The following is a 22,897-nucleotide window of genomic DNA, read 5'->3' on the forward strand; positions in this document are numbered from 1 at the left end:
AATGAGAATCAATTATAGTATGTTTAAAGGTAAAATGTAACCCTACTGTTACATCAGTACAGTTCATGTGGACATCAACTCATTAGAAAAAGGTCAATTTTTGTAAACAAGCAAATCTATAACATTATGAATTATATGAAATTTAATCTAATGTAAAAAATTTGCGAAATAAAAATTGATGAAAATAGCCATTTGATAAACCAGGATTCATTTATGTTGGAACAATTTTCCAAATCGCCCTCTCTCCTTTCGGTTACTGATTACGAAGAACATATCTGGATGTTGCAATTACAGCAGCCTGAACAAGTTAATCGACGTTTTAATCTGTGGAAAGTTAATCAAGGTTTAGATATTCAACTGCTGATTAAAGCAATTCAAGACATTATTAAAACTACACCTGGCTTAAATGTCCGTTATACATTTAGTGACGAAGGCGATTTATACAAATATCCATTTGATGACCATTCAGCTTGCCTAGAGTTTAAAAAGAGCAATACAGAACAAGTATTTGAGCAGGTAGCTACCTTAAAAGCGCAATCATGGAATGCAGAATTTCATCCACCTTTTTTTACAAGTCTCGTAGAAACTGAACAAGACTATTTTCTTATTTTAGCGCTCCATCCTATTCTTGATGAAAGCTATCAAAAGTCAGATTTCATTCAGGCCATACAAAATAGATATCAACAATATTCACCCAATAATATGCCATTGGTACTGACTGAAATTGATATCTCACATCATCTAGATACAAGTTTCGCAAAAGTGCCAGAACAACATAACCAAACTTATGTTTCAGAAATTATTTTAGAAGAGTTCCGAAATACGCTCGCTGAACCAGAAATGAGCCAACATGATGACTTTTTTGATTTTGGCGGCCATTCACTCTTAGCAACACGAATTATTGGAAATCTACTTAATAAACATGGAATTGAGATTCAATTTAATGATTTCTTTAAATCTCCATCTGCTGCTGATTTAGCACAATATGCTTTTGTTAAATCTGCAAAAACTGAAAAATCCACCTTACAAAGTGTAAATAAAGCCCCGCTTACTTTAGCTCAAGATTTCCTATGGCAAGCTTATTCTGCGTTCGATTTTAGCCCAATTTATAACTTGCCATTTGCCGTAGAATTCCTTGAAGAAATTAATGAAGATATTTTCTTTCAAGCATTTACAGATATTGTTGAGCGCCATGCAGGTTTACGCACAATTTTTAATAGCGCCAATGGTCAAACCTATCAACAGGTGGTTCCTACATCTGAACTTCAACAATTCAAATGGTTTTGGAACAGTGCCGAAAGTCACGATGCAACGCTTGCAAGTGAAGCTTCATATAAATTTGATTTAACTCGTGAACTTCCATTAAGAATTCGTTTAATTCGAAATGCCAAAGGTCGCCAAACTCTATCGTTCTTAGTTCATCACATGGTGATTGATGAATGGTCTTTAAATACCATTATGGCTGACCTTGCGCATGCTTATCTTGCTCGCTCAAATGCTCAAGCACCAAATTGGAAGGCACCTGCCCAATCTATTCTTGATTTTTCTTTACTCCAGCAAAAGCAAGGGATCAACCAAGACCATCTAAATTATTGGACTAACCTGCTAACAGGAGCAACCAAAGGTCTAAGTCTCCCTGTTTCAGAAAATGAATTAAATGCTGAAAAGGAAAAACCTCCAGTCCAATGGCTCGAACTTAAATTTGCACCGGAAATGCATGACAAGCTCCTCGCATTTTCGAGACAACACGGCTCTTCTATTTTTGCGGTTCTCTATACTGCAATCGCCAATGCGTTACAGCAACAAGGCGATTTAAAAGATATTGTGATTGGTACTTCTGCTTCTGGACGAACTGATCCTGAGTTTTTTGATACGGTGGGTTACTTTACGACCATGGTGGCGCATCGCACACAATTTAGCGATTCAGATTCATTCCAATCATTGCTCCACAATATCAGCACAATGATTAATACCTCGATGGCCTATGCAGATATTCCAATCAACCATATTCAAAATGCATTAGGGATGAGTGCAGCTGAAGGACTGTTATTTGATGTGTTTATTCATATCCATTCAAATAACGCTTTAAACGGCGCGCTCAAAACGCCTCAGGGACAAGATCTTCCTTATCGTCAGGTCTTGCCGGAACGTGATGAATCGATGTTCGGATTACATTTTGAAATTATGGAAAATGTGATTGATGGACAACATCAGTTAAGCATGATTATTACGTATCAAGCCCACCGCTTCCCGACAGCAACAGTGCAAAGTATCTGTGAAAAAATTAAGGCAACCTTAGCTCAAATCTAGTTGCCCTAAAACCAACCATGTGCTTAAAAGCAAACAACTCAACTCTGCTTTTAAGCACATTTCAATTTTTCTATTTTATTTGCTGCTCTACTTTATTCACCACATCCTGAATTGTTTTACAGCTAATGAGTGTATAAAAATCAATTTGTGTATTAAGCTTCTGAGAAAGTTTCTGCGCAATACTCATAAGTTGTTTCGGACGAATTCCTATCGCTAATATTTCACTTCTATAAAAAATATCCATTCTTTCAGCTTGGCTGTCAGCGATGCATTCACGGAAAACCGATAACACCGAATCTCCCACCCCAGCGACTGATGACTGTGTTTTAGTGGAATTTGTAGACAACGTAGAAGATACATAAATTTTCCCCTGAGCGATTTCTTGCACAGCTTTACGATCAATTTTTCCATTTCGGGTCAAAGGTATGGTTTCGACGGCCAAATATTTCGAAGGAATATGAGAACTTGGCAAATGCACTTTTAAAAAGTTCTTTAATTCGGGGCTATTTAAGCGAGTAGTTTTATATTTATTTTCTAGAGTATAAACGGCGACTAACTCTTGAGTTTCAGTCGTTGGATGTACACAACTTACTATCACACAGTTATGAATATACGGGTTCTTCGTTAAAGCATTTTCAACCTCGGCCGCAGAGATTCTCACGCCTTTTATTTTTAAATAACCTTCCTCACGTCCAGCAAAAATAATATTTCCATCTTCCCTAAAATATCCTTGATCACTCATGCGAAAAGCAGTTTGAGTTTCATTTTCACTCACTTGAATTTCAACGAAATCTTTATAATAAATCTCCCCATCAAGTAAATAACCATTTGATAAATTCAGGCCGGTCATATACATCGTACCGACCTCGCCCATTTGGCAAGGTTTTAGATTTTCATCCAAAATATAATAACGGTTATTTTCTAAAGCTTTTCCATACGGAATAATTTCCTGATCTTGCTCATTTATTTCATGCCATATACTCCAAATTGTGGTCTCGGTAGGCCCACCTAATGAAAATAAACGAGCGTTAGGCAATTGTTCTCTTAACTTTGCTATAAGTGAAGGTTTGATATAGTCGCCGCCTTGGGCAATTAAACGCAAAGACTGTAGTTGTTCTTTTTGAGCTACACTGAACAACATATCGACAATGGCAGGCACACTGCTCCAAAGCGTAACCTTGTAACGATCTACTAAATTGGCCCAGACAACAGCATTTTTACTTTGCTCAAAGGATGGAACCACCAAAGTTGCACCCACTGCCATTGAAGCAAAAACATCAAATACCGACATATCATGATGAAACGGTGTTACCGCCATAATCACATCGTCCGCAGTAATTCTCCATTCCGAGATTGTTTGTTGTAGCGTGTTTTCTGTGGCTTGATTATTTAGGACCACACATTTCGGAGTTCCTGTACTTCCCGAAGTATATAAATAATACGCCGGAAGACGGTTGATTTCGGCATTAAAGCTCGGTTCATACTCAGTTGTAGCCGATAAAATTTCATTAATATTTAGGTTTTGAACACCAGCAATGGATGAGTCACTCACCACAACATCTGCCCGACTATTCGTCAATAAATAGTTCAGTCTCGACGGCGGTGAATCCATATCTACAGGTAACCAAATGATGCCTGTGAGCGCACATGCCAAGGCTGTATAAATATGCTCAGGACTTTTTCTCAGGCAAATTGCAACCACAGACCCTGTCGCCAAATCTTGCTTTTTTAGCGCATACATAACTTTGTCGACCTGAGTCCCTACCTCAGCATAACTAATGCTACGGTCTTCAAAAATAAGTGCTGTTCGATTGGAATTTTGCTCAAAAATATTTTCATAAATTCGCTTTAAGAAATTTTCTACGTTGTTATTTTTATCATTCATTTGCCCTAAATTTTGACTCAAATCTTTTAGCATTTATCTTGGTCCTCACCCTATTCTTTATGCAATACCACCCAACCTAGTATTCAAAACAAAGTTATGAAAATGTCGTCTTTATCGCTGTTTGTTCGAATAATAGATATCCCAGCACAATAATACAAATGATAATCATTTACAATTAATATTGTGAGAAATATCTATTTTCCTCCTTTAAAAGCACTTTATAAAAAATAATAAATATCAAAACAATAAGATAATTTTTAACCTTAGGCCTAATCATTTAGAGGGCTATATTTATGAACTAAAAACCACAATTAATAATGATTATTATTTACATTTAGAGCTAACTTGGTTATCGTAATGAATAGAGAGACTACATCTATATCAATTATTACGCTCTATAGTAATCATGAAGCTTGGGTTATATGTATGACAAAAATTGCAGAAAAATCGAAACAAGAATATGGCGAGTTACTAAAAGAAAAAGACCATTTACAAGATATGGAACAGCTTGAGATGACTATCGTCTCGATCCATACGCCGTATCCGTCCATTGTAAGAATTCAAGGAAAAATCAACACATTACAGCCAGAGCTTTGGCAAGCTCCCAATTTGGTAATTCGGTTAATTGTGAGCAATCCACCAGAGGGTCAACCCATCTCACGCGTCTATACGGTCCGTTCGTTCAATCCTGTAAACGCTCAAATCGAAATTGATTTTGTTAAACATGAAGATTTAAGCCCAGCAATGGAATGGCTTAATTCGGCCCAAGTGGGTACAAAAATCGGGCTTATTGGCCCCCGCCCTCATTTCATTCCCAATTTCATACATAAAAAACATGTGGTCATGTTTGCCGACGATACGGCTATACCCGCGTTATATTCGATACTGAATGAATGGGAAAATGGCGTAAGTGCGGATATTTTTATTGAAAGTTTTGAAAAAGATATTGCTAGTCAATTACCCCGTCATGACCACGTCAAAATTCATTCGTTCCATAAAGAACATCACACGCCACAAAAAGGTCTTCTTTTAAAAGCAGCATTTGCACTAAAAACTTATGACAATATTACGATTTGGGCGGCTTGCGAACGCAAAGAAGCCAGAGCTTTACGCCAGTTTTTTCTAGAAGACAAACAGTTTAATAAAAATGACGTGCGTATTGCTGGCTATTGGAGAGATGGCGTATCAAGTTCAGAATTAGACATACTCCGTGCTCAACATTATCAAAAGCATATTCAGCAAGGTAAGACGTTGAATGAATATGATGACCTTGATCTAGCAAATTAAGATCAACCATCATTTGAATAAAACCTGCCTTCAAGGCAGGTTTTTTTATGGGTCAATATACATCTATAAATATAAAGCTATACGACCATATCAATTATGCAACGACATGTTGCAGTTAACCTATTTTTCAGCCCCACATAGAACATTACTATATTTCTCAAGAGATAAATAAAAATTTGGGAGATTAGATCATGAATGCTTATCTACATCGTAGTGAAGATCGAGGTCATGTAAAAGCAGGCTGGTTAGAGTCTTATCATAGCTTTTCATTTGGTAGCTGGTACGACCCTAAATATATGGGTGTAAGCGCTCTACGTGTAATTAATGACGACCAGATTGATGCGCATAATGGTTTTGGTACGCACTCCCATGACAACATGGAAATCTTAACTTGTGTGCTAGATGGTGCAATTTCACACCGTGATACGATGGGAAATGAAGGCCAGATTAAAGCAGGTGAATGGCAACTCATGAGTGCCGGCACAGGTGTTGCCCACAGTGAAATCAACAACACTGACACGCCTGTACATTTACTACAAATCTGGATTATTCCTGATGAAAGAGATGCAGAGCCAAATTACCAGCAAATTAATCTTGACCCGCGTAAAGATCCAAACAAATGGCATTTAATTGCAGGTCCTGATGCAAATGCACCAATGCATATTCGCCAAAATGCAGAAGTAAAATCTGCCGTATTGGAAAAAGGACATGAGTTAACTGTTGATACGGTTAAAAAAGTGAACTATGTGCACGTGATTTCAGGTGTAGTTCGCATTGGCGATCAAGAAGTTAAAGCAGGCGATGCTTTAGTTTTTGAAGATAAAGCGACAATTCAGGCAACTGAAGACAGTCAATTTATCTGGTTCGATTTACCTTAAATCATCAAAAGCCCTTTGCATAAAAGGGCTTTTTTTAATCTCCCCCGCCACCGCCGCCATCACATCCGCCTGAATCTGAAGATGATGATGAACAGTCATTTGAATAACTAGAGCTATGATGATGACTCGGGCTATTATCGTGAAAATGATGTGTTGAAGCAGGTGAATGATCATGCTCACCAGATGGTGAATAATTTTTTAAATTTCTGAGTAGTGCGATTAAACAAATGAGCCCAATACTAGAAAAAATGACTATGAATATAATAATAAATAACTTCAAATAACGACCTCCTAGATCAAGCTATAGAGATGCTTGTTGTGTTCCCATTTATTATATGAGTCATGTTTAATAAACAAGTTATTTTTTTGATAAATAAAAGTTGCATTAAACCAACCCCGCCAAAAAACAATCCAGCACCCTTTCCCGTTCGATTGCCGCATCCGAGCTTAAAAGCTGAATAATTGCGCCTTCGATCATATATAAAAATAATTTGGCATCCTGAAAAGTTGCATCGTTTTTAAGTGCTCTAAGCTGGCTATAAATTTCATTGATGAGCCACGTTCTATATCTCACTGCGATGATATAGGCTTTTGGGTAGGTGAGTTTCGTTTCAAAAATTGCTTTAAATAATAAATAGTACGGCCCTTCTACATCACTATGTAAGAAATAAAGTTTCTTAAGTTTATCCTTAACGTTTGTACTTTGATCGTACTCAACAATTGAGACTACTTTTTCTTTTAAGCGTTCTTTTTGCACGATCAAACAGATTTCAATAAATCGCTCTTTAGAATGAAAGTAGTTATAAAAAGTTGCTTTTGGAGTGTGAGACTCTTTCACGATTCGGTCGATGCCCACTGTGTGAAATCCGTGATGGTGAAACAAATGAATCGATGTATTAATGATTTGGATCGCACGTGTTGAGAGAACTAAATTTGGCATATTTTTACCGTTATAAATTCTTGTTGTTTCTAAACGAGATACTTTTTGGGAGAAAAAAAGGCATAGCAAAGCCGTAAGACTGTGCTTGGCACATCTCAAGTTTTATTGTTGATGCAAGTTTTTTGAGCCGTAATGACTTAAAGCCTGAAAACCCTAAAGGTCATCAAGCTGCTTTAAATTTTTAAGTTGTGTCGTTATAGCTTTTGGCAAAGGCTGCCAAGAAATTATGAATATGCAAAGCCAACTCCTTTTTATTGGGAGTTCTGCCAGACATTTATAGAATTATGGTGGCAGAACGAAAGGGGGTTAGCAGACTGGCCGAAAAAACCCAGCACACCCGAAGGTGTCCCCCTCCCGTTCCACCGTAGAGGGGGCACGAGGGTTCGTCACTAAAAGAATTAACTTTTAATGCTTTTCGGAACGGTCTGCTAAAACCGACTGGCAATGTGGCCAGCAGGCAAAGGATAGTGCTCTGCCCTTTAGCAGTCAAGCACACAAAATGACATTTGCTTTAAATTAGATCATTAAAAAGTAAGGATAAATAATGAGATAGTTATTGTTTAAGAAGGGTTTATAAAGGTGGGTTTTTGGGGGATAGAATTTAAATTACTTTCCTTAGATAAGGTCATAAGTTTAATATCTAGAAATATTACATTCTGATAGATTTTTATAAATCTAATAAAATTTCAGGAGTTAGAAATGAGAATAGAATAAATGCACCTCACGATGGACAGGCAAAACCTCATGTGCTATTGGAATATTTGGCATTACCTTTTGAAATACTTGAAGATAATTTAATGATAAGCTTATTTGGGGAACTAAAATATGAATAATATAAATGATGCTAAGAACTATAGACAACAAGTAGAACGTGGCTTCTTGTTCGAAGACTTAATGAAAGATTTATTGATAAAACTTAAATATAAAAATGTAAGTCAGTATAAAAAGCTAGCAGATAATTATTCCGCTGATATTATTTTTGGTGAACTTGATGACTTACATGTTGTTGAAATAAAAGCTTATCGTCCTTTATCAAAACCCTCTATGAGTGTGATCGATGAGGCCCTTAAACGACTTCAAAGAGTTTTAGAACTTTCTAATAAGTTCCAAAGTGGAATATTAGCTGTCTCAACTAATTTAGATCATGCACGATATAATAAACTCTACCCAAATATAGAAATATGGGATTTAGATAAGATACTTAGTCTAGCTAAAGATTTTCCAGATATTCATAATAAAATAATTGATCTATTTGAACTTGATCCTTCCTATAAAATATCCGTTGAAACAGAAAAAGATTTGATTGAAGCAAAACACATCATTGATCAAATTTCTTTGATTCCTGAAGGTAGAAATCATGCTTCAAAGTTTGAAGACTGGTGTATTGAAGCATTAAAATATTTGTTTTCTGAGTATTTAAATGGTTGGCAGGAACAAAGTTCAACAACGGATGGTTTACAACGAAGAGACCTTGTATGCCGTGTAAAAGACTCTCAAACTGAAGTTTGGCAATTTATTTCGCATACTTTAAGAAGCAGATATGTAGTATTTGAGTTTAAAAACTATACAGATAAAATCACACAAAGAGAAATTATTACTACTGAGCGTTATTTATACCCTATGGCTTTAAGGAATTGTGCTTTTATAATTTCTCGAAAAGGAGTCTCCTCTTCTGCTCAGACAGTTATTGATGGTGCAATGAGGGAACATGGAAAACTTATTATTTCTTTATCTGAAGAAGACCTAATTAAACTGTTAGAGGGAAAAGATAAAGGGGAAGATCCAAATGTTTATCTCTTTGATAAAATTGATAAGTTTTTAATGGGTCTAAATAGATAATATAAAAACTTAATTTAAGGATTAAATACACTATTATTTAACTCTTCTAAACCATCTATCCTTATTAAAAAAAGGTTTCTTAATCGCTTTGTAGGAACCTTTATTGGTAAAGTAAGCATAATAACTCTAATATTTATATTAATTATTTGATCCTTAGTGGAATCTCCTTTTAAGAGAACTCCACTATTTATCAGTATATCTCTTTTTTATCAAACAAACCTAAAGCTATTTATCTTAGGCTTACTTTTCAAAGGATTTAGCCAAAATCTTCATCCCTTTAGGAAGAATAAAAAACTCTATCATAGTGAAAGTATACTGTTCACCGTTAGGACGAACCCGAGTAACCTTTTCATATTTGGTTTCACAATATCCACGTGCCTGACTATAATATGTTGAAGTACGCACATTATTAAGATGACGATCCCAACCATTTTTTCGCAGCCAGCTAGCTAATACTTGTCTTTTAATATTTAAGATCTTGCATGCTTGCTGAAACTTCACTCCTGCAGGAGTTTGAGTAATGGTGTCGATCGTTCGCTCTAAACACTGGTTCTGAGCCTTAAGGTGAATTACTTGTTCTGTATAGTCTAAAAGTGCAAGTCGTAAAGCATGAGGATTTGAAATATCTACCACCACTTTATCCCCTTCAGTGAAAATTGGATCATTTAAAATAGGCTGACCCAAAGCATTATGCTTAATACTTAATAGTTCACTAGCTTGATGGTAGGTAACTTGGTTTGGTTTCATTATTTGTACTCCATAGAGTTGGGTTTGATGGAGTAATAAAATCAAATTAGTTATTACCTCAGGTAAGATAGGTAGCGTAAAAAAATACCCTACCTTAGGTAGGCAGGGCATATATAAATCAATAGCTTATAATGAAATTATTTTTTATAATTTCTATCTCTATGCGTTGACCAATTGACAAAAGGAGTTGTTATTTCTCTTAATTTTGTAGCAGACGGTCTAGATAGGTCATAACCAGTATTCATAGCAATCCAACCATTAGCTTTATTACTGTGACTATCATTTTTAGGATTTTTTAGATAAATTGATTCCCATAACTTAATTGAAAGCACTAAATCAGGCGCATATCTTTGTGTAGCTGATTCATCAAAAATTAAAGATAATAGTTCACTGTATTCTGTCCGCTCTAATACTTGATCGGCCTCTAATTGTTTGACACGCTTTTGTAATTTGAGAATTTCATTTTCTGCATGACTTTGGTCAGACCGAGATACAACAGAAATCTCCCTTTCTTTTTCAATATCTTTTATTAACTGTTTAACTTCAACCTCCTTCCCATTGATAATTTCTTTTAATCCTGCAATTTCATTATTTAAATTTTTTATAAGTAAATTTAACTTCGAGATTGTTAGTTGTTCTGCTTCTGTAGAATGTTTAATAGGTAAATTGTCATTAAATCCAATAATTAAAATATTTTGCTCTAATAAGAAATTCTGTAATGACAATTTTAAAATCATTCCCTCTTCGTCAGTCTCTAATTTCTTAGCTTTAATCCCATTCTCAATCACTTTTACAGCAAGCTTATGTTCACTATACATAAAATTATCATTATAATTAATATCATAAATGATATCAGGTTCATTTAAAGAAATAAGACAAGCAGCATCAAAAACTGTGAAATAATAATTTTTAGAAAGAATTTCTATTTGTTTGGGTAATTGAATTTTTATATTATTTTCACTATTTATTAAATTCTCCGAATGATCAATCAAAAAATCATTCCAATTATCACTCATAGCTAGATTAGTATACATTTGATCATTCAAGCAAATTTCATGATAAATTGGATAGCTATCTGAAAATTCAGTAATTGAATCTTCTACTAATAAATCATTATTAAAGTTTTCAATAATTATATTTTTTTGACGAAAAAAATCTTTTAACTCCTCTTTTTCAATTTGATAACCTCTTTCATAATCACAATCAAAAAAATCAAGAATTGAATTTACAAACTCATCAATTAGATTATGTTTATAATTACTATTATTAAAATAACTTGGTACACAACTTTTTAATAGATTTTTTACTGCATCATCTGAAAAAATTTCTAATCTGTTATATTCATCAATTGAATGACTTCCATATCCAACAAAATCTTGGATATCTTTTAAACGAAAGAACCAATCTATTCTAAGACTGTTCATTAACTTATAATTGAATAAATCTGATCTTTTCCAATAATATTGAGCTAATTCATCATAATTAAGGACATTACTTTCCTTATTTATTTCATAATATAAATCTAATGGGTCATCTATTTCTGCAATTTTTCTTAAAATATTATTAGTTTGATTAAATACACCCCAATTATATTCATCATTCGATTGAACTATATAATATTTATCCACCTCATATGTGGATATATCTGTTTCAAATCTTTGGCTAAGCAAAAAAAGTGCAACATATTTAACAGGAGTGTTTTTTGTTATAGCTAAAAAATTAATAGTCTCAATAATAGATATATACTCATCTAAATTTCTCTTTGCTAATTCTAATAGTCCCATAATGCCTCCCACAGCAACCCAAAAAAGTAGCTAGGTCAATAAGATTGGGTATCTTACTTTCGGGAGCAAACCTAGACCTAGCAAAGTAAATATAAATTATATTGAAATATATAAATACATATAAGGTGATTATTAGCGACAAATTAAGGCGTACAAAAAAGTCTTTCAATCTAATCACCGCCCCTCCACTACATCATATCTATATGCTCTTCAGAATATGATCCTTTTTTCTATGCCCCTTCTCCCACTTGTTCTTTATTACTAAGCGCTAGCATTGAATTAAGCAATTGAAATGATGTCTATAACTATAAGTTTTTATTTATTTCTATATCTCAATCGTTTTTATAAGTTTATACAAAGCAATAAAAAAAGCCCTAAACCATTATAATTTAGGGCTTTTTCAGTCATGTAAAGCTATTCGAGTTATATGACTTTAAATCTTGGTAGGTATATCCACTACCAAAACTCTATTTAAAATATTGTTTTTATTAAATTTATAGAAAAATATTTATTCCATGATACATACTGTGATACAAAATAAAACGTCCTAAATCAGTTATTATTACTTATTCAGCATGGTAATGAGCTTAATCGCCTCTTTCTTGAACTCTTGAAGATCACATACATCAGGGTTATGTAACCTAGGAAATAGTGCTTTTAACGCATATTCACTACTTAGCCCTAACACATCCTCATCTAACTTATAGACATGATAACTCAAATCAGAAGCAATCAGAGGCAATTGATCAAGCAAGTCCTCAATGCTCTCTGCACTGTAAAAATCCTCTTCTCCCTCTGAACTTCGAATTTTTCCACTTGTAACATGAGCATGGTAGTAAAGCGTATTATTATCTATTTCTTCATCATCTATGGTGAGATTAACGAATAAGAAAGAATCATTATCTTCATATGCCACCCCTATCATGTATGCACTGAAATCACTTAAAGCATTATTTTTATCAAGTATATAGTCAAACGCATCTTTTAACTTCATTGTGTTTCCTTATTCAATCATATTGAATTATATGAATCTAAAAATCTTAATTTTTGATGGTGATAGCTTCTAAAGTATTGTAATTTAAAATCATAGTCTAGACTTTAAGGAAGTAATCATGGGGTACATTGTAAAGCTATTAGAATCAGGAAATTATTTTGTTGGTGATGAAGGAGAAATCGTCACAACTTCCTCTAGAGAAGAAGCAATTTCTGAAGGGCAATTCGATGAATATGAAGAAGCAAAAGAAACCGCAGAATATTGGTCTGGACAAATGGTACTAGGCGTAGATTACATCATTGAATCAGTCTAATGATCATGGAGTAAAGATGAAAGACGAAGAATTAAGAAAACTTTATACCATTGAAGCTTTTTTGAAACACGGCGATCTACCTAAAACTATGCGTGATGATTGGACACCTAGTTTTGGGCTAGAACAAGGCAAATATGGTATTAAAGATGATGATAAAGCTCATGCCTATATCAGTCTAAACGGTAAACTTAAAAAAAGTAAATGTGAGTTTATTGAAGATAAAAATTTAGCTCAAAAACTCCTAGAGCATGTAGAACCAAAATTGAAAAAGCTATATCCGAGCATCACAATCAACCTAAGAAATATTAAATCAAGTGAATTAGATTACAGAAGAAAGAAAGCACTAGAGGAAGCTATTGCTAATAATCTTAAAATTCAAAAATCACTTTAATAAAATCTATGAAAATCAAAAGCCATCAGATAATATTATGGATGCATAAGTACATGTAACTTTAACTTGCAAACTTTTACAAATAGTTAAGTTCTTATTCTCAATAAATTTTGCTTTAACCCCGAGGGAAATATGAATTCTAAAGTTGAATCTATTGATCTAGAAGTGATCAGAGCAGATTTATTGAAAAAAGTTAACCTTTTACGTAAAAGAAAATATGCTTTTACACCTATAAATGATTTGGCTGAACAGAATGGAATTTCTTCCTCAAATGGATATGACTCACTCTTAAAAAAAATTCAGCAAATTACTAAAGGTGATGTAGTAACAATCCTTACTAACTTTCGAAAGGCTTTAACGCCTGAGTTAGTTAAGCACTGCCTATATGCCAATAAAGCTATTTCTATCTATAAGCTACCTGATGATATGAAGTTAAATGATTTGGAAAAATCTTTAAGTACACTAACTTCAAATTGCTCTATAGATGACAAATATTACTCAATCGAAGATGAAGATAAAGTAGAAAAAGATTTCATTGCTCGATTCCAACCTGATGAGGATATGAGTATCTTTGTTTATCACGATCAACGCTCTTACGTTTTTCGTAGTAAAGAAGAGTCAGCTAACGTTATTGATTCTTTTAATAACGAACTAGATCCATTAGATGAAAATCAAGAAGTATTGGAGTTAATTAAAGTAATAAAAGTAACAATTCCTGCTTTTGATTTTGTTGTTTTAGACAAGAAGCTAAAAATTTTAGTTATTGGCTTTGACCTAGCATACGTATTTCCTAAATCAATGATTACTAAAACTTTAGATCAATTAGAAAATAAGATTAAAAAGATTAAAGGTCTTGCTCATCTAAATAGGTTAAATTTTAGAAATGCAATTGAAAATATGGAAAATGAAACAGATGGAGTTGTTTTTGGACATGCGTTCTGCTCATCAGGCGGAACTTTCAATCATTTAGGTAAGACTTCCTCAAAAAGAGCAGATGTCCGAAAGGATAGCTTTTTTACAAAAGGTTCTACAGGTGAAATTCTAGATTATTATGGAATTAGAAAACGCTATAATACAGGAAAAAGAGATTGTGCTGTGACTGTAGCATTATCTTATAAAGAATATAAAGCCTCCGCCTTAACCCCTATTTATGTAGCTGTATTAGACAATATGCAGGAAGCTAATGATCTGAGACATTGCTGTAAAAAACTTCTAGATAACTCATAGATTATGAAGAATTTTATACAGAGAGTTGATAGCGTTCTTGCTCTTCTAGAATTTAAAGCTAGCGATAATATTAAAAAATATTCATCTAATATTATTAGTTATGTTGAAACTCTAGATAATTTAGAAGATCAAGAGTTTTTATTCTCTTTCTTATTTAAAGTTTCAAAAGCAACTGAGGATGATTTAGAAAACTTCAGTAATGCTGTTTATCTATTAGTTAATGAGCAAGTTAATTTCTTCAATCAAAAGTTTCATTATCACAATGAATTAAATGATGACTGGGAACCTTACTCAGCAGAATCTTTTTCAAAAAGTATAATTAATAATAATTTCCTTCACCCCATAAATGGCAAAAAAATAAATAAAAAAGAGTATTTTGATCTAGTACAACCCTATTTTGTAGCATCTGATGAGTTATTGGGAGATAAAGTTGAATCTCAATAACTTACCAATCAATGCCCAAATGCATGCTCTAAGACACTCTATTACTGATTATGAAGATTGGACTAGAACACTTTATAACGATATAGATGAAGTGTTTTCCTCATTTTTAGATAATACAGAAGTATTCCTTTCCTTGAGTGAGCCCCAAATTAGTTCAATGATTGGTGTTGCTCTTAGAATGAGATACTACAATGTACAAGTTGATTCCGATAAAAATGGAAATGCTGACTTAAGTGTTCAATTAAATTCTTTTTTATGGATCGGTGAAGCTAAGATTGTTAATAACAATACTAAAACAGATTTTGAATATCTTCATAGTGGGCTTACCCAGCTTTTGACAAGATATAGTAAAGGTCAAGGTAATGCTACAAATGGAGCACTTTTAATCTACATTAAACCTAATAGCAGATTTACAAATGAGCATAACTTCATGAATGAATGGATTGAATTTATGAAGATCCATGAGCCCTCTTATCAATCACATTTTATATGCCCACAAAAAAGTACATGTCTTAAATCCTATCATACACATCCTACATCTGGACATGACTATTCTGTTAGGCATATGCCAATGACCCTTTTTCACATTCCAGAAGATTCAAGCGGTAAAGGAGCACAAAAATATGCAGAAAGACGTAGTGCATATGAAAGTGCAAGTATTGGTCCAAGCAAGGAAATTCTTTAATATCCTCTTTCTTGACACTCCACTTTCAATTTAGCTGTGCCAGCTTTTATCTGAGTTCTCAGATGTACTAGTGGAGAGTTATTCCATACTAAGGACATATTATTTAACTCATTCATTTTCCCTAAGTAATCAATGCATAGTATGTCTTGAGCTGCCACCGCATCAGTTTCTTCCAGCATACGTTTTCTAATAATTTGCATATCTTCAAATAAGTTTTTTGTAGCATTATATTGATTATATTCTGCCTGTCGTTTATCGAAGCCTGCTACCAGATACTTACCAAATTTCAAGTATCTATCATTTGCTTCTGTATGAAACTTAGTAATGTTATTGTTTTGGCAAGCTACTGCTAGTTTTTTTAGCTCATTCAAGGATTCAGTATATATTTCATCTGTCTTATAAGTAGCTATATTGAACTTCTTATTAGTATCTAAACTCTGTTGTTGAAGCTTACGGTATTCCACGCAATATAGTCTTGTTAGCTCACTTTTATCAGAAGTTTTTGAAATCTTCGCTTGAAGAGTATTAAAATTTCGATCAATCCTTAATGAATCTCTTTTATAATCAAGGACTTTATACATATCAAGCAAATAGTTATCAATTTCGCTATTCTGTTGAGTCATCTTGATATTTGCCTCTTCAGGAGTTAAAGCAACTACCTGAAAGGAAAAAAATAATAGAGATAAGGCAATTAATTTAATCACTTTAATTAGGAACCTTAATAGTATAAATATTAGCTTAGTATATCTAATACTATGGTCAACAAATAATCTTATATCATTAAACTATGCTTAGAAAAGAAGTTCTTATCATCCTGAAATTCATCTTATTAGCTCTATGACAGATATTAAATAGTATGACTATTATGAAACTTACAGCTCATTAGGTATCTAAAAACTAAAATTGACGTCATAAGAGATAGCCAAGTACAAAAGAATAACGATACTAAATACTAGATTGGTTAACAAGAAAGGACGTTGCTAAAGCTATTAGACGTGGAATTTCAACAGTCTACAAATTTTTAAAAAGTCAAAAAAAAGCGATACATAAAGTATCGCTTTGAAATGTTATATCTAATTAAAATTTATTTTTTGATTCCACCATGTTTCTATTGCAACGGCGTCAAAATATACTGGTGACTGCCTTTTATTTCCCTCTTTATATGGCTTAGGAAATAAAATATCACTTTTAATCAACTTATCTAGTTTATCACTCTTTATAGACAAAATATGGCATACTTCTTTTTTTGTTAGTCTTAATTTTTTCATTTTTATTATTCTCCCCAATATCTAAATTTTTCATAAAATGCATTTCCTTTATTACTGCATGTGTCGAATTATTCTTATTTTCTAGTTTGTTTTTATTATTGAATTTTTTAGACATTTTTATACTTCTTAATTAAATCAATATCTATCCCGTACTCTGTATAAAATTTCATTCTTTTATTATGTATTGACGATCTACTATAATAATCTTCTATACAACATCCCTCTATTAATAATGTATAAAATTTTCTATCATTTTTATCTATAATATCAAGAACTTTGTCTCTTTTATCTTGATCAGGTAAGCGTAGTTTTGAAAATTTTTCCTTAAACAAATTATTTACATAGGATTTGTTTCCCCACTGGTATCCGTATGATAAATGCCATTCTTTAAGTTGATCATTATGTACACTAGCCTCTGCTCTTATCATTCTTTCAGCTAATTCAAACAGCTTAGGATCAGTGCTAAATCTTTGTAATTTGTCTTTTAATTCAGTCCCTTTATGGTAATAGCACATCGACCATCTTGTTTTACTTTTTTTACCAAAATATGCACCATTTGGATATTTCTCTTTAGCCTTATTTGGAAAGTAACCAATACGTTGAATATGGTCTAAGTATCTTAATGAACGATCCTTGTTTTCAAATATCAAATCTCTTTTAACATCAGCTTTATAAACTCTATAATCACCTTCAATAATTCTCTGAATTTGTGCTGATGTAGGATGAACTAAATTCATAGTTTGCAATACTTGTACAAACTCATAAACCAATTTAATTAAGTCTCTTTCACCAAGAATATTCTCATTTTTCAACCACTTATAAATATTACCACTTACATTAATACAACTACTACTTAATGATGTGATTTTAATATTTTTTCCATCCTCAGAGCTTAACCATTTTGGCTTATTTTTAAGCACAACATCATTATCTGAAATATTTTTTAATTCATTCAAATTTTTTAAATAATTTTTTGAATAAATATAAGTTCCATCTGAAAGTTTTTCTGCATCATGATCTACATATAAATTCACCTCAAGCATATCGATTTCAAAATTTTTCTCTAGCATAAATTCTCCTTTTGTTAATTTTTTAATAAAAAATATTTAAGAAAACATTTATATAATAGAAATTAAAAAGGCAAAATAAACTACGTAAAAATTTTAAAAATAATTTTTCAAAAAAAACAGAAAATAAAATAATTTTTAGGATTATGAAAAAATAAATTCATCAAAATAGTTGGATGAAAAAAAATTTAAATATTTTTTTTAATTTATAAGTTATATTTTTTTAACTTTTGTACAAATGTGGTCTTAATATATAATATATCTTATTATAGCACTTTATTGCCAAAAAATCAAATTCATACTAATGAGTTAAATAGCATATTTTTGCATTCTTTATAATATTCGTCATCAGTAAAAACTAAACATCCATTCTCCTTCCACTTGGATTGTAAGTCGCTATTTTTACTTAGACAAATAACCTTTGGTATATCTTTTAAATTTTCCAGATCACCCATAATTTCATCCTTTGGTTGGTACAATCCAAATCCATACCAATTTTTTTCTGCTAATTTAATAACTCGTAAATTTTCAGATTCTAGTTCTGCAACTAACACTTGTGGTTCAAACTCATTTATCTGATCTTCTAATTCTGCACTATCTTTAAGACTTAAGACCCTTAATCCAAATTCATTCGAGTCCTTATCTTTATAATATGATAGTAATTTCATTTTATACTATGCCCTCTATGTAGTCTGCCCACCATTGCATAACTAACTTTCTTTCCTCGAGATGGTTACTTTTATCATATACAGCTTTAACACCTTTTTTCTTATGTGCTAAACATGCCTCAATCACCTGTTCTTTGTCACTGAATTGGTTATTAAGCGCTGTACTCGCTATATGCCTAAATCCATGTACTGTTTGTCTACCTTTATAGCCACAACGATTTAATACAGCATTAAATGTACCATCGGAGACTGGTTCTAAATAAGTTCTTCTACTAGGAAATAGAAATGGCGATTCAGTTTTATACGTCTCTAATTCTTTTAAAAGTACAATAGCTTGCTTAGATAAAGGGATTGTGTGTGCTAATCGCCCTTTCATAACCTCAGCAGGTCTATTCCATAATTTCTTCTTAAAATCGAATTGCTCCCACCTAGCACAACGTAATTCACCTGGTCTTGGAATTAATAAAATTGCTAGTTCAATCCCTATTATCATTGTTCTACTTGGATAATTTCTTACTTTATTAATAAGTTCAGGTAATTCATGTAATTCAACATGACTCATATTTCCTTGAGTATAATGAGCTATATGTTTGGAAATTCTCACTAAAGGATTATCGTCAATTAGTCCCTTTACAATTGCTAAGTCATAGGCATTTGTACAATATGAGATTAGCTTATCAACTTGATTATTAATTTTATTAACTGTTCTCAAACTTTGAAAGAAGTCAAACCATTCTTTCTTTTTAATTGATATGCAGTCTCTATGACCAAATTCCTTTATCACATGTTTTTGGATCGAATCTCTAGCTTTAGTAAAAGTTTTCTCACTCCAAGTAGTTTTTTTGGTATCAAGCCAATCAATAATAATAACTTCAAATGTTAAGTTTTTTTTACTATCAATATGTTTTTTATGATACTTACTAAATCTAACTACCTCACCATTTGCTTCCTTCAATTCTAATTCTTTAGCTTTTTTTCTAGCATACTGCCCACTAACATTACGATAACTACCCAACCCCTTATATCCATCTTTACCTAACTCATCCTTACAACGATATTGCCAATATTTACTTCCATCTTTTTTCACAAAGAAATATAAACTACCACTGTCTTTGACTCTGTAATCACCATTTTCAGGCTCTAGATTAGCTAAAGTTGTGTCAGAGAGTGGTCTCTTTTTAATTTCTGTTCTTTTCATCTATATGTTCTCCTTTTTTTTGTTCTTTTGATCTATTTTGTATCATCAGTTCGATTTTTATTAATGATACATGCAGTGATACAAGTTCACCAGTTATGTATAGCGTGTTATATCGTTATAAACAGCAATAAAAAATCCCCAAAACATTGAATTTTGGGGATTTTATTTAATATAAAGTAATATTACTTCATACTAATTCATAATCTTGGTAGGTATATCCAGACTCGAACTGGAGACCTCTACGATGTCAACGTAGCGCTCTAACCAACTGAGCTATACACCTAGAATGGAAAGCATCATATTCATTTTTCAAAAGCAAAACAAGTGATTTGCCATCGAAAAAAATACAAATGAGCAGACTTTAAGCAAACTCTTTTTCATTTTCCAAAAAAGAAAAACGGTACATGGTTTAACCACATACCGTTTCTTTAGCTGACTATTAATCTCAACTTAACAAGGGCATTTCTTTAAATTACCACCTGCCGATGGATATCTCGAATCAACACAATGACGGTAGAAAGTCGTCGCATCCATTGGGGTTAAATCAGGATGATGAGCTTTCATGTGCTCCAGATAAGTTTGATAATCTGGAACCCCAACCATCAGTCGAAAGCTTTGCTGCAAACGCTGCCACAAGGTTGCAATGCGCGACCAGTTCTTTGGAGAAAGTAATAGCTCTTTTTGCGAGAGCACTGTCATTTTGATGATTTTCGCAATAATGACAGTTCCATTTTTTGCAAATTTAAAATTCATCATTACTCTCCTCGTGGGGTGACCACTTTCGGATCAGCATATACAGCTGGTGCTTCATGAGCAGTTGGTGTCGGGCTTGCTAACGCACGGCGCACAATACCAATTGCAGCAATTACCATCACAATCGCAACGATCATGAAGAAGCCACAAAGCGCAGCGTTGATTTGATTTGACATCACAATCGTCTGCATTTCTTCAAGTGTTTTTGCTGGTTTAAGAATTTCGCCACGCGCAATCGCATCTGAAAATCTATTCGATTGCGCTAAGAAACCAATCTTTGGATTTTCGTGGAAAATCTTTTGCCAGCCCGCAGTCATACAGGTAATGAACAAGAAAATTGTTGGGAAAATCGTTACCCATACATATTTTTCTTTTTTCATTTTAAACAGAATAACTGTACCCAAAATGAGTGCCATTGAAGCCAACATCTGGTTACCCACACCAAATAAAGGCCAGAGTGAATTGACACCACCTAACGGATCAATCACACCTTGATAGACGAAGAAGCCCCATCCACCTACCGCAACAGCAGTACCTAGCAAATTACCAAAGAATGAGCTTGAAGATTTAACCGCAGGAATAACAATACCAACCGTGTCTTGTACCATGAAACGACAAGCACGAGTACCCGCATCGACAGCAGTTAAAATGAATAATGCTTCGAATAAAATCGCAAAGTGATACCAGAATGCCATCATTTGGCGGCTGTTAAAAATTTCCGAAATGATATGTGCCATACCAATCGCAAAGGTAGGTGCACCACCTGTACGTGAAAGAATCGAGCTTTCACCTACTTCCTGAGCCAATACGGTTAGCATTTCAGGCGTAACAACAAAGCCTAAATTACGCACAGCTTCTGCCGCAGATTCTACAGTTGTACCAAGCACAGCCGCAGGAGCATTAATCGCAAAGTACACACCCGGGTCTAAGACAGTTGCACAGATCATCGCCATAATACCGACGAAAGATTCCATGAGCATGCCGCCATAACCAATCACACGAATGTCAGCTTCATTATCAACGAGTTTTGGTGTTGTACCACTTGATACAAGCGCATGGAAACCAGAAATGGCACCACAGGCAATAGTAATAAATAGGAATGGAAATAAACTACCTGAGAATACAGGACCAGTACCGTCAATAAAATGAGTCACTGCTGGCATTTTTAGTTCAGGTAATGCAATCACAATACCAACGGCTAAGCCAAGAATGACACCAATTTTAAGGAATGTTGATAGATAATCACGTGGTGCTAACAATAACCAGACTGGTAAAACTGATGCGATAAATCCATAAATGATTAAGCACCATGTAAGCTGTGTTCCTGTTAAGGTGAAAAATTCACCCCAGTAAGGATCTGCTGCAACCTGTCCACCATAAACAATGGCAAGCATCATTAAAACGAAGCCGATAATAGAAACTTCAGCAATACGTCCCGGGCGAATAAAACGCATGTAAACGCCCATAAACAATGCAATTGGAATCGTCGCTGCAATACTGAAAACACCCCATGGACTATGGGCAAGTGCTTTCACCACAACTAATGCCAGTACAGCAAGGATAATAATCATTACCCCAAGCGCACCAAGCATGACCACAATACCGGCAAAAGAACCGAGTTCTTGTTTTGCCATTTCACCAAGTGAGCGACCGTCTCGACGTGTTGAAATAAATAAAACTAAAAAGTCTTGTACCGCACCCGCCAAAACCACACCGACCAATAACCAGATCGTTCCTGGTAAAAAGCCCATTTGTGCAGCCAAAATTGGTCCGACTAATGGCCCCGCTCCTGCAATTGCAGCAAAGTGGTGACCGAAAAGCACGTATTTATTGGTGGGAACATAATCCAGACCATCGGCCAAGCGATGTGCTGGGGTTAAACGTCTTGGGTTTAATTCAAATACTTTAGTTGCAATAAATAGACTATAAAATCGATATGCGATGCTATATACACATGCTGCAGCCAGTACAAGCCAAACCGCATTGACATGTTCACCACGACTGAGTGCCAGCATCCCAAAAGAAATTGCACCTATTATTGCCACTAGGCTCCAGACCAGCTTGGAGGGAAGCGTAGATTTCGCTTGCATTGTGTCCATTCTTAACCTCTCAATAAATAACTACAGCATTTTTATATTGTTATGTACTGTTTCTCTTAATCCCTGTGACTCTACTCCTCCTTTTTCTTTTTTCCTCTTATACTTTCGCATAAAAAAAGG

22 protein-coding genes and 1 tRNA gene are annotated in these 22,897 nt (G+C 33.7%); 9 read left to right on the top strand and 14 right to left on the bottom strand.

Annotated elements, in window-relative coordinates:
• Positions 1 to 279: 279 nt before the first annotated feature.
• Positions 280 to 2,310, top strand: a complete 2,031-nt coding sequence (gene basB, locus ACO6UW_RS01470) for an acinetobactin non-ribosomal peptide synthetase subunit BasB (RefSeq protein ID WP_348891824.1) — start codon at positions 280 to 282, stop codon at positions 2,308 to 2,310.
• A 70-nt stretch (positions 2,311 to 2,380) separates the two neighbouring features.
• On the opposite strand, the gene ACO6UW_RS01475 is transcribed toward basB, so the two are convergent.
• Positions 2,381 to 4,228: an AMP-binding protein gene (locus tag ACO6UW_RS01475; RefSeq protein ID WP_348891820.1), complete on the bottom strand. Its 1,848-nt coding sequence runs from the start codon at positions 4,226 to 4,228 to the stop codon at positions 2,381 to 2,383.
• 393 nt (positions 4,229 to 4,621) lie between these two features.
• On the opposite strand from ACO6UW_RS01475, the gene ACO6UW_RS01480 reads away from it, so the two are divergent.
• Both ACO6UW_RS01480 and ACO6UW_RS01485 read left to right on the top strand, forming a co-directional pair.
• On the top strand, positions 4,622 to 5,482 hold the full coding sequence (locus tag ACO6UW_RS01480; protein ID WP_057062077.1) for a siderophore-interacting protein: 861 nt from the start codon (positions 4,622 to 4,624) through the stop codon (positions 5,480 to 5,482).
• Between the two features lie 191 nt (positions 5,483 to 5,673).
• Complete coding sequence (locus tag ACO6UW_RS01485) at positions 5,674 to 6,360, top strand: pirin family protein (protein ID WP_057062078.1); 687 nt, start codon at positions 5,674 to 5,676, stop codon at positions 6,358 to 6,360.
• A 34-nt stretch (positions 6,361 to 6,394) separates the two neighbouring features.
• Here ACO6UW_RS01485 and ACO6UW_RS01490 read toward each other — a convergent pair whose 3' ends face one another.
• Both ACO6UW_RS01490 and ACO6UW_RS01495 read right to left on the bottom strand, forming a co-directional pair.
• Entirely contained in the window at positions 6,395 to 6,640 is a 246-nt protein-coding gene (locus ACO6UW_RS01490; protein WP_081037798.1) for a hypothetical protein, read from the bottom strand.
• Positions 6,641 to 6,745: 105 nt separating this feature from the next.
• The gene (locus ACO6UW_RS01495; RefSeq protein ID WP_057062080.1) at positions 6,746 to 7,300 is read right to left on the bottom strand and encodes a TetR/AcrR family transcriptional regulator; all 555 of its coding nucleotides are present in this window, start codon (positions 7,298 to 7,300) and stop codon (positions 6,746 to 6,748) included.
• Positions 7,301 to 8,125: 825 nt separating this feature from the next.
• Between ACO6UW_RS01495 and ACO6UW_RS01500 the strand changes: the two genes are divergently transcribed.
• Positions 8,126 to 9,139: a restriction endonuclease gene (locus tag ACO6UW_RS01500; protein WP_057062081.1), complete on the top strand. Its 1,014-nt coding sequence runs from the start codon at positions 8,126 to 8,128 to the stop codon at positions 9,137 to 9,139.
• Between the two features lie 240 nt (positions 9,140 to 9,379).
• On the opposite strand, the gene ACO6UW_RS01505 is transcribed toward ACO6UW_RS01500, so the two are convergent.
• The 3 genes from ACO6UW_RS01505 to ACO6UW_RS01515 all read right to left on the bottom strand — a co-directional run bounded on the left by ACO6UW_RS01505 (position 9,380) and on the right by ACO6UW_RS01515 (position 12,664).
• Positions 9,380 to 9,886 (bottom strand): phage antirepressor KilAC domain-containing protein, encoded by a 507-nt coding sequence (locus tag ACO6UW_RS01505; protein WP_057061845.1) that lies wholly within the window; start codon positions 9,884 to 9,886, stop codon positions 9,380 to 9,382.
• Positions 9,887 to 10,023: 137 nt separating this feature from the next.
• Positions 10,024 to 11,670 (bottom strand): hypothetical protein, encoded by a 1,647-nt coding sequence (locus ACO6UW_RS01510; RefSeq protein WP_057061844.1) that lies wholly within the window; start codon positions 11,668 to 11,670, stop codon positions 10,024 to 10,026.
• Positions 11,671 to 12,232: 562 nt separating this feature from the next.
• Positions 12,233 to 12,664, bottom strand: a complete 432-nt coding sequence (locus ACO6UW_RS01515) for a hypothetical protein (protein ID WP_057061843.1) — start codon at positions 12,662 to 12,664, stop codon at positions 12,233 to 12,235.
• Between the two features lie 118 nt (positions 12,665 to 12,782).
• Between ACO6UW_RS01515 and ACO6UW_RS01520 the strand changes: the two genes are divergently transcribed.
• From ACO6UW_RS01520 to ACO6UW_RS01540, 5 genes are all read left to right on the top strand, one after another.
• The gene (locus ACO6UW_RS01520; protein ID WP_057061842.1) at positions 12,783 to 12,977 is read left to right on the top strand and encodes a hypothetical protein; all 195 of its coding nucleotides are present in this window, start codon (positions 12,783 to 12,785) and stop codon (positions 12,975 to 12,977) included.
• A gap of 16 nt (positions 12,978 to 12,993) precedes the next feature.
• On the top strand, positions 12,994 to 13,368 hold the full coding sequence (locus tag ACO6UW_RS01525) for a hypothetical protein (RefSeq protein ID WP_057061841.1): 375 nt from the start codon (positions 12,994 to 12,996) through the stop codon (positions 13,366 to 13,368).
• Positions 13,369 to 13,500: 132 nt separating this feature from the next.
• Positions 13,501 to 14,595, top strand: a complete 1,095-nt coding sequence (locus ACO6UW_RS01530) for a hypothetical protein (protein ID WP_065388228.1) — start codon at positions 13,501 to 13,503, stop codon at positions 14,593 to 14,595.
• A 3-nt stretch (positions 14,596 to 14,598) separates the two neighbouring features.
• The gene (locus tag ACO6UW_RS01535) at positions 14,599 to 15,039 is read left to right on the top strand and encodes a hypothetical protein (protein ID WP_057061839.1); all 441 of its coding nucleotides are present in this window, start codon (positions 14,599 to 14,601) and stop codon (positions 15,037 to 15,039) included.
• Positions 15,026 to 15,724: a hypothetical protein gene (locus tag ACO6UW_RS01540; RefSeq protein ID WP_065388229.1), complete on the top strand. Its 699-nt coding sequence runs from the start codon at positions 15,026 to 15,028 to the stop codon at positions 15,722 to 15,724. Before ACO6UW_RS01535 ends, ACO6UW_RS01540 begins: the two co-directional genes overlap by 14 nt.
• Here ACO6UW_RS01540 and ACO6UW_RS01545 read toward each other — a convergent pair.
• The 8 genes from ACO6UW_RS01545 to ACO6UW_RS01580 all read right to left on the bottom strand — a co-directional run bounded on the left by ACO6UW_RS01545 (position 15,721) and on the right by ACO6UW_RS01580 (position 22,777).
• The gene (locus ACO6UW_RS01545) at positions 15,721 to 16,428 is read right to left on the bottom strand and encodes a hypothetical protein (protein WP_057062125.1); all 708 of its coding nucleotides are present in this window, start codon (positions 16,426 to 16,428) and stop codon (positions 15,721 to 15,723) included. The two genes, ACO6UW_RS01540 and ACO6UW_RS01545, sit on opposite strands and share 4 nt — an antisense overlap.
• Positions 16,429 to 16,797: 369 nt before the next feature.
• Complete coding sequence (locus ACO6UW_RS01550) at positions 16,798 to 16,992, bottom strand: helix-turn-helix transcriptional regulator (RefSeq protein WP_171252602.1); 195 nt, start codon at positions 16,990 to 16,992, stop codon at positions 16,798 to 16,800.
• A gap of 107 nt (positions 16,993 to 17,099) precedes the next feature.
• Positions 17,100 to 18,062: a phage/plasmid replication protein, II/X family gene (locus tag ACO6UW_RS01555; RefSeq protein WP_057062124.1), complete on the bottom strand. Its 963-nt coding sequence runs from the start codon at positions 18,060 to 18,062 to the stop codon at positions 17,100 to 17,102.
• Between the two features lie 293 nt (positions 18,063 to 18,355).
• Entirely contained in the window at positions 18,356 to 18,727 is a 372-nt protein-coding gene (locus tag ACO6UW_RS01560; RefSeq protein WP_057062858.1) for a hypothetical protein, read from the bottom strand.
• A gap of 1 nt (position 18,728) precedes the next feature.
• Positions 18,729 to 19,925: a tyrosine-type recombinase/integrase gene (locus ACO6UW_RS01565; RefSeq protein ID WP_057062857.1), complete on the bottom strand. Its 1,197-nt coding sequence runs from the start codon at positions 19,923 to 19,925 to the stop codon at positions 18,729 to 18,731.
• Between the two features lie 206 nt (positions 19,926 to 20,131).
• A tRNA-Val gene (locus tag ACO6UW_RS01570) sits at positions 20,132 to 20,208 on the bottom strand.
• 167 nt (positions 20,209 to 20,375) lie between these two features.
• Positions 20,376 to 20,681, bottom strand: a complete 306-nt coding sequence (locus tag ACO6UW_RS01575; protein ID WP_000980869.1) for a YbdD/YjiX family protein — start codon at positions 20,679 to 20,681, stop codon at positions 20,376 to 20,378.
• Complete coding sequence (locus ACO6UW_RS01580) at positions 20,681 to 22,777, bottom strand: carbon starvation CstA family protein (RefSeq protein WP_057062856.1); 2,097 nt, start codon at positions 22,775 to 22,777, stop codon at positions 20,681 to 20,683. Before ACO6UW_RS01580 ends, ACO6UW_RS01575 begins: the two co-directional genes overlap by 1 nt.
• Between the last annotated feature and the right edge of the window lie 120 nt (positions 22,778 to 22,897).

It is taken from the genome of Acinetobacter sp. JADD-222 (assembly GCF_049310645.1).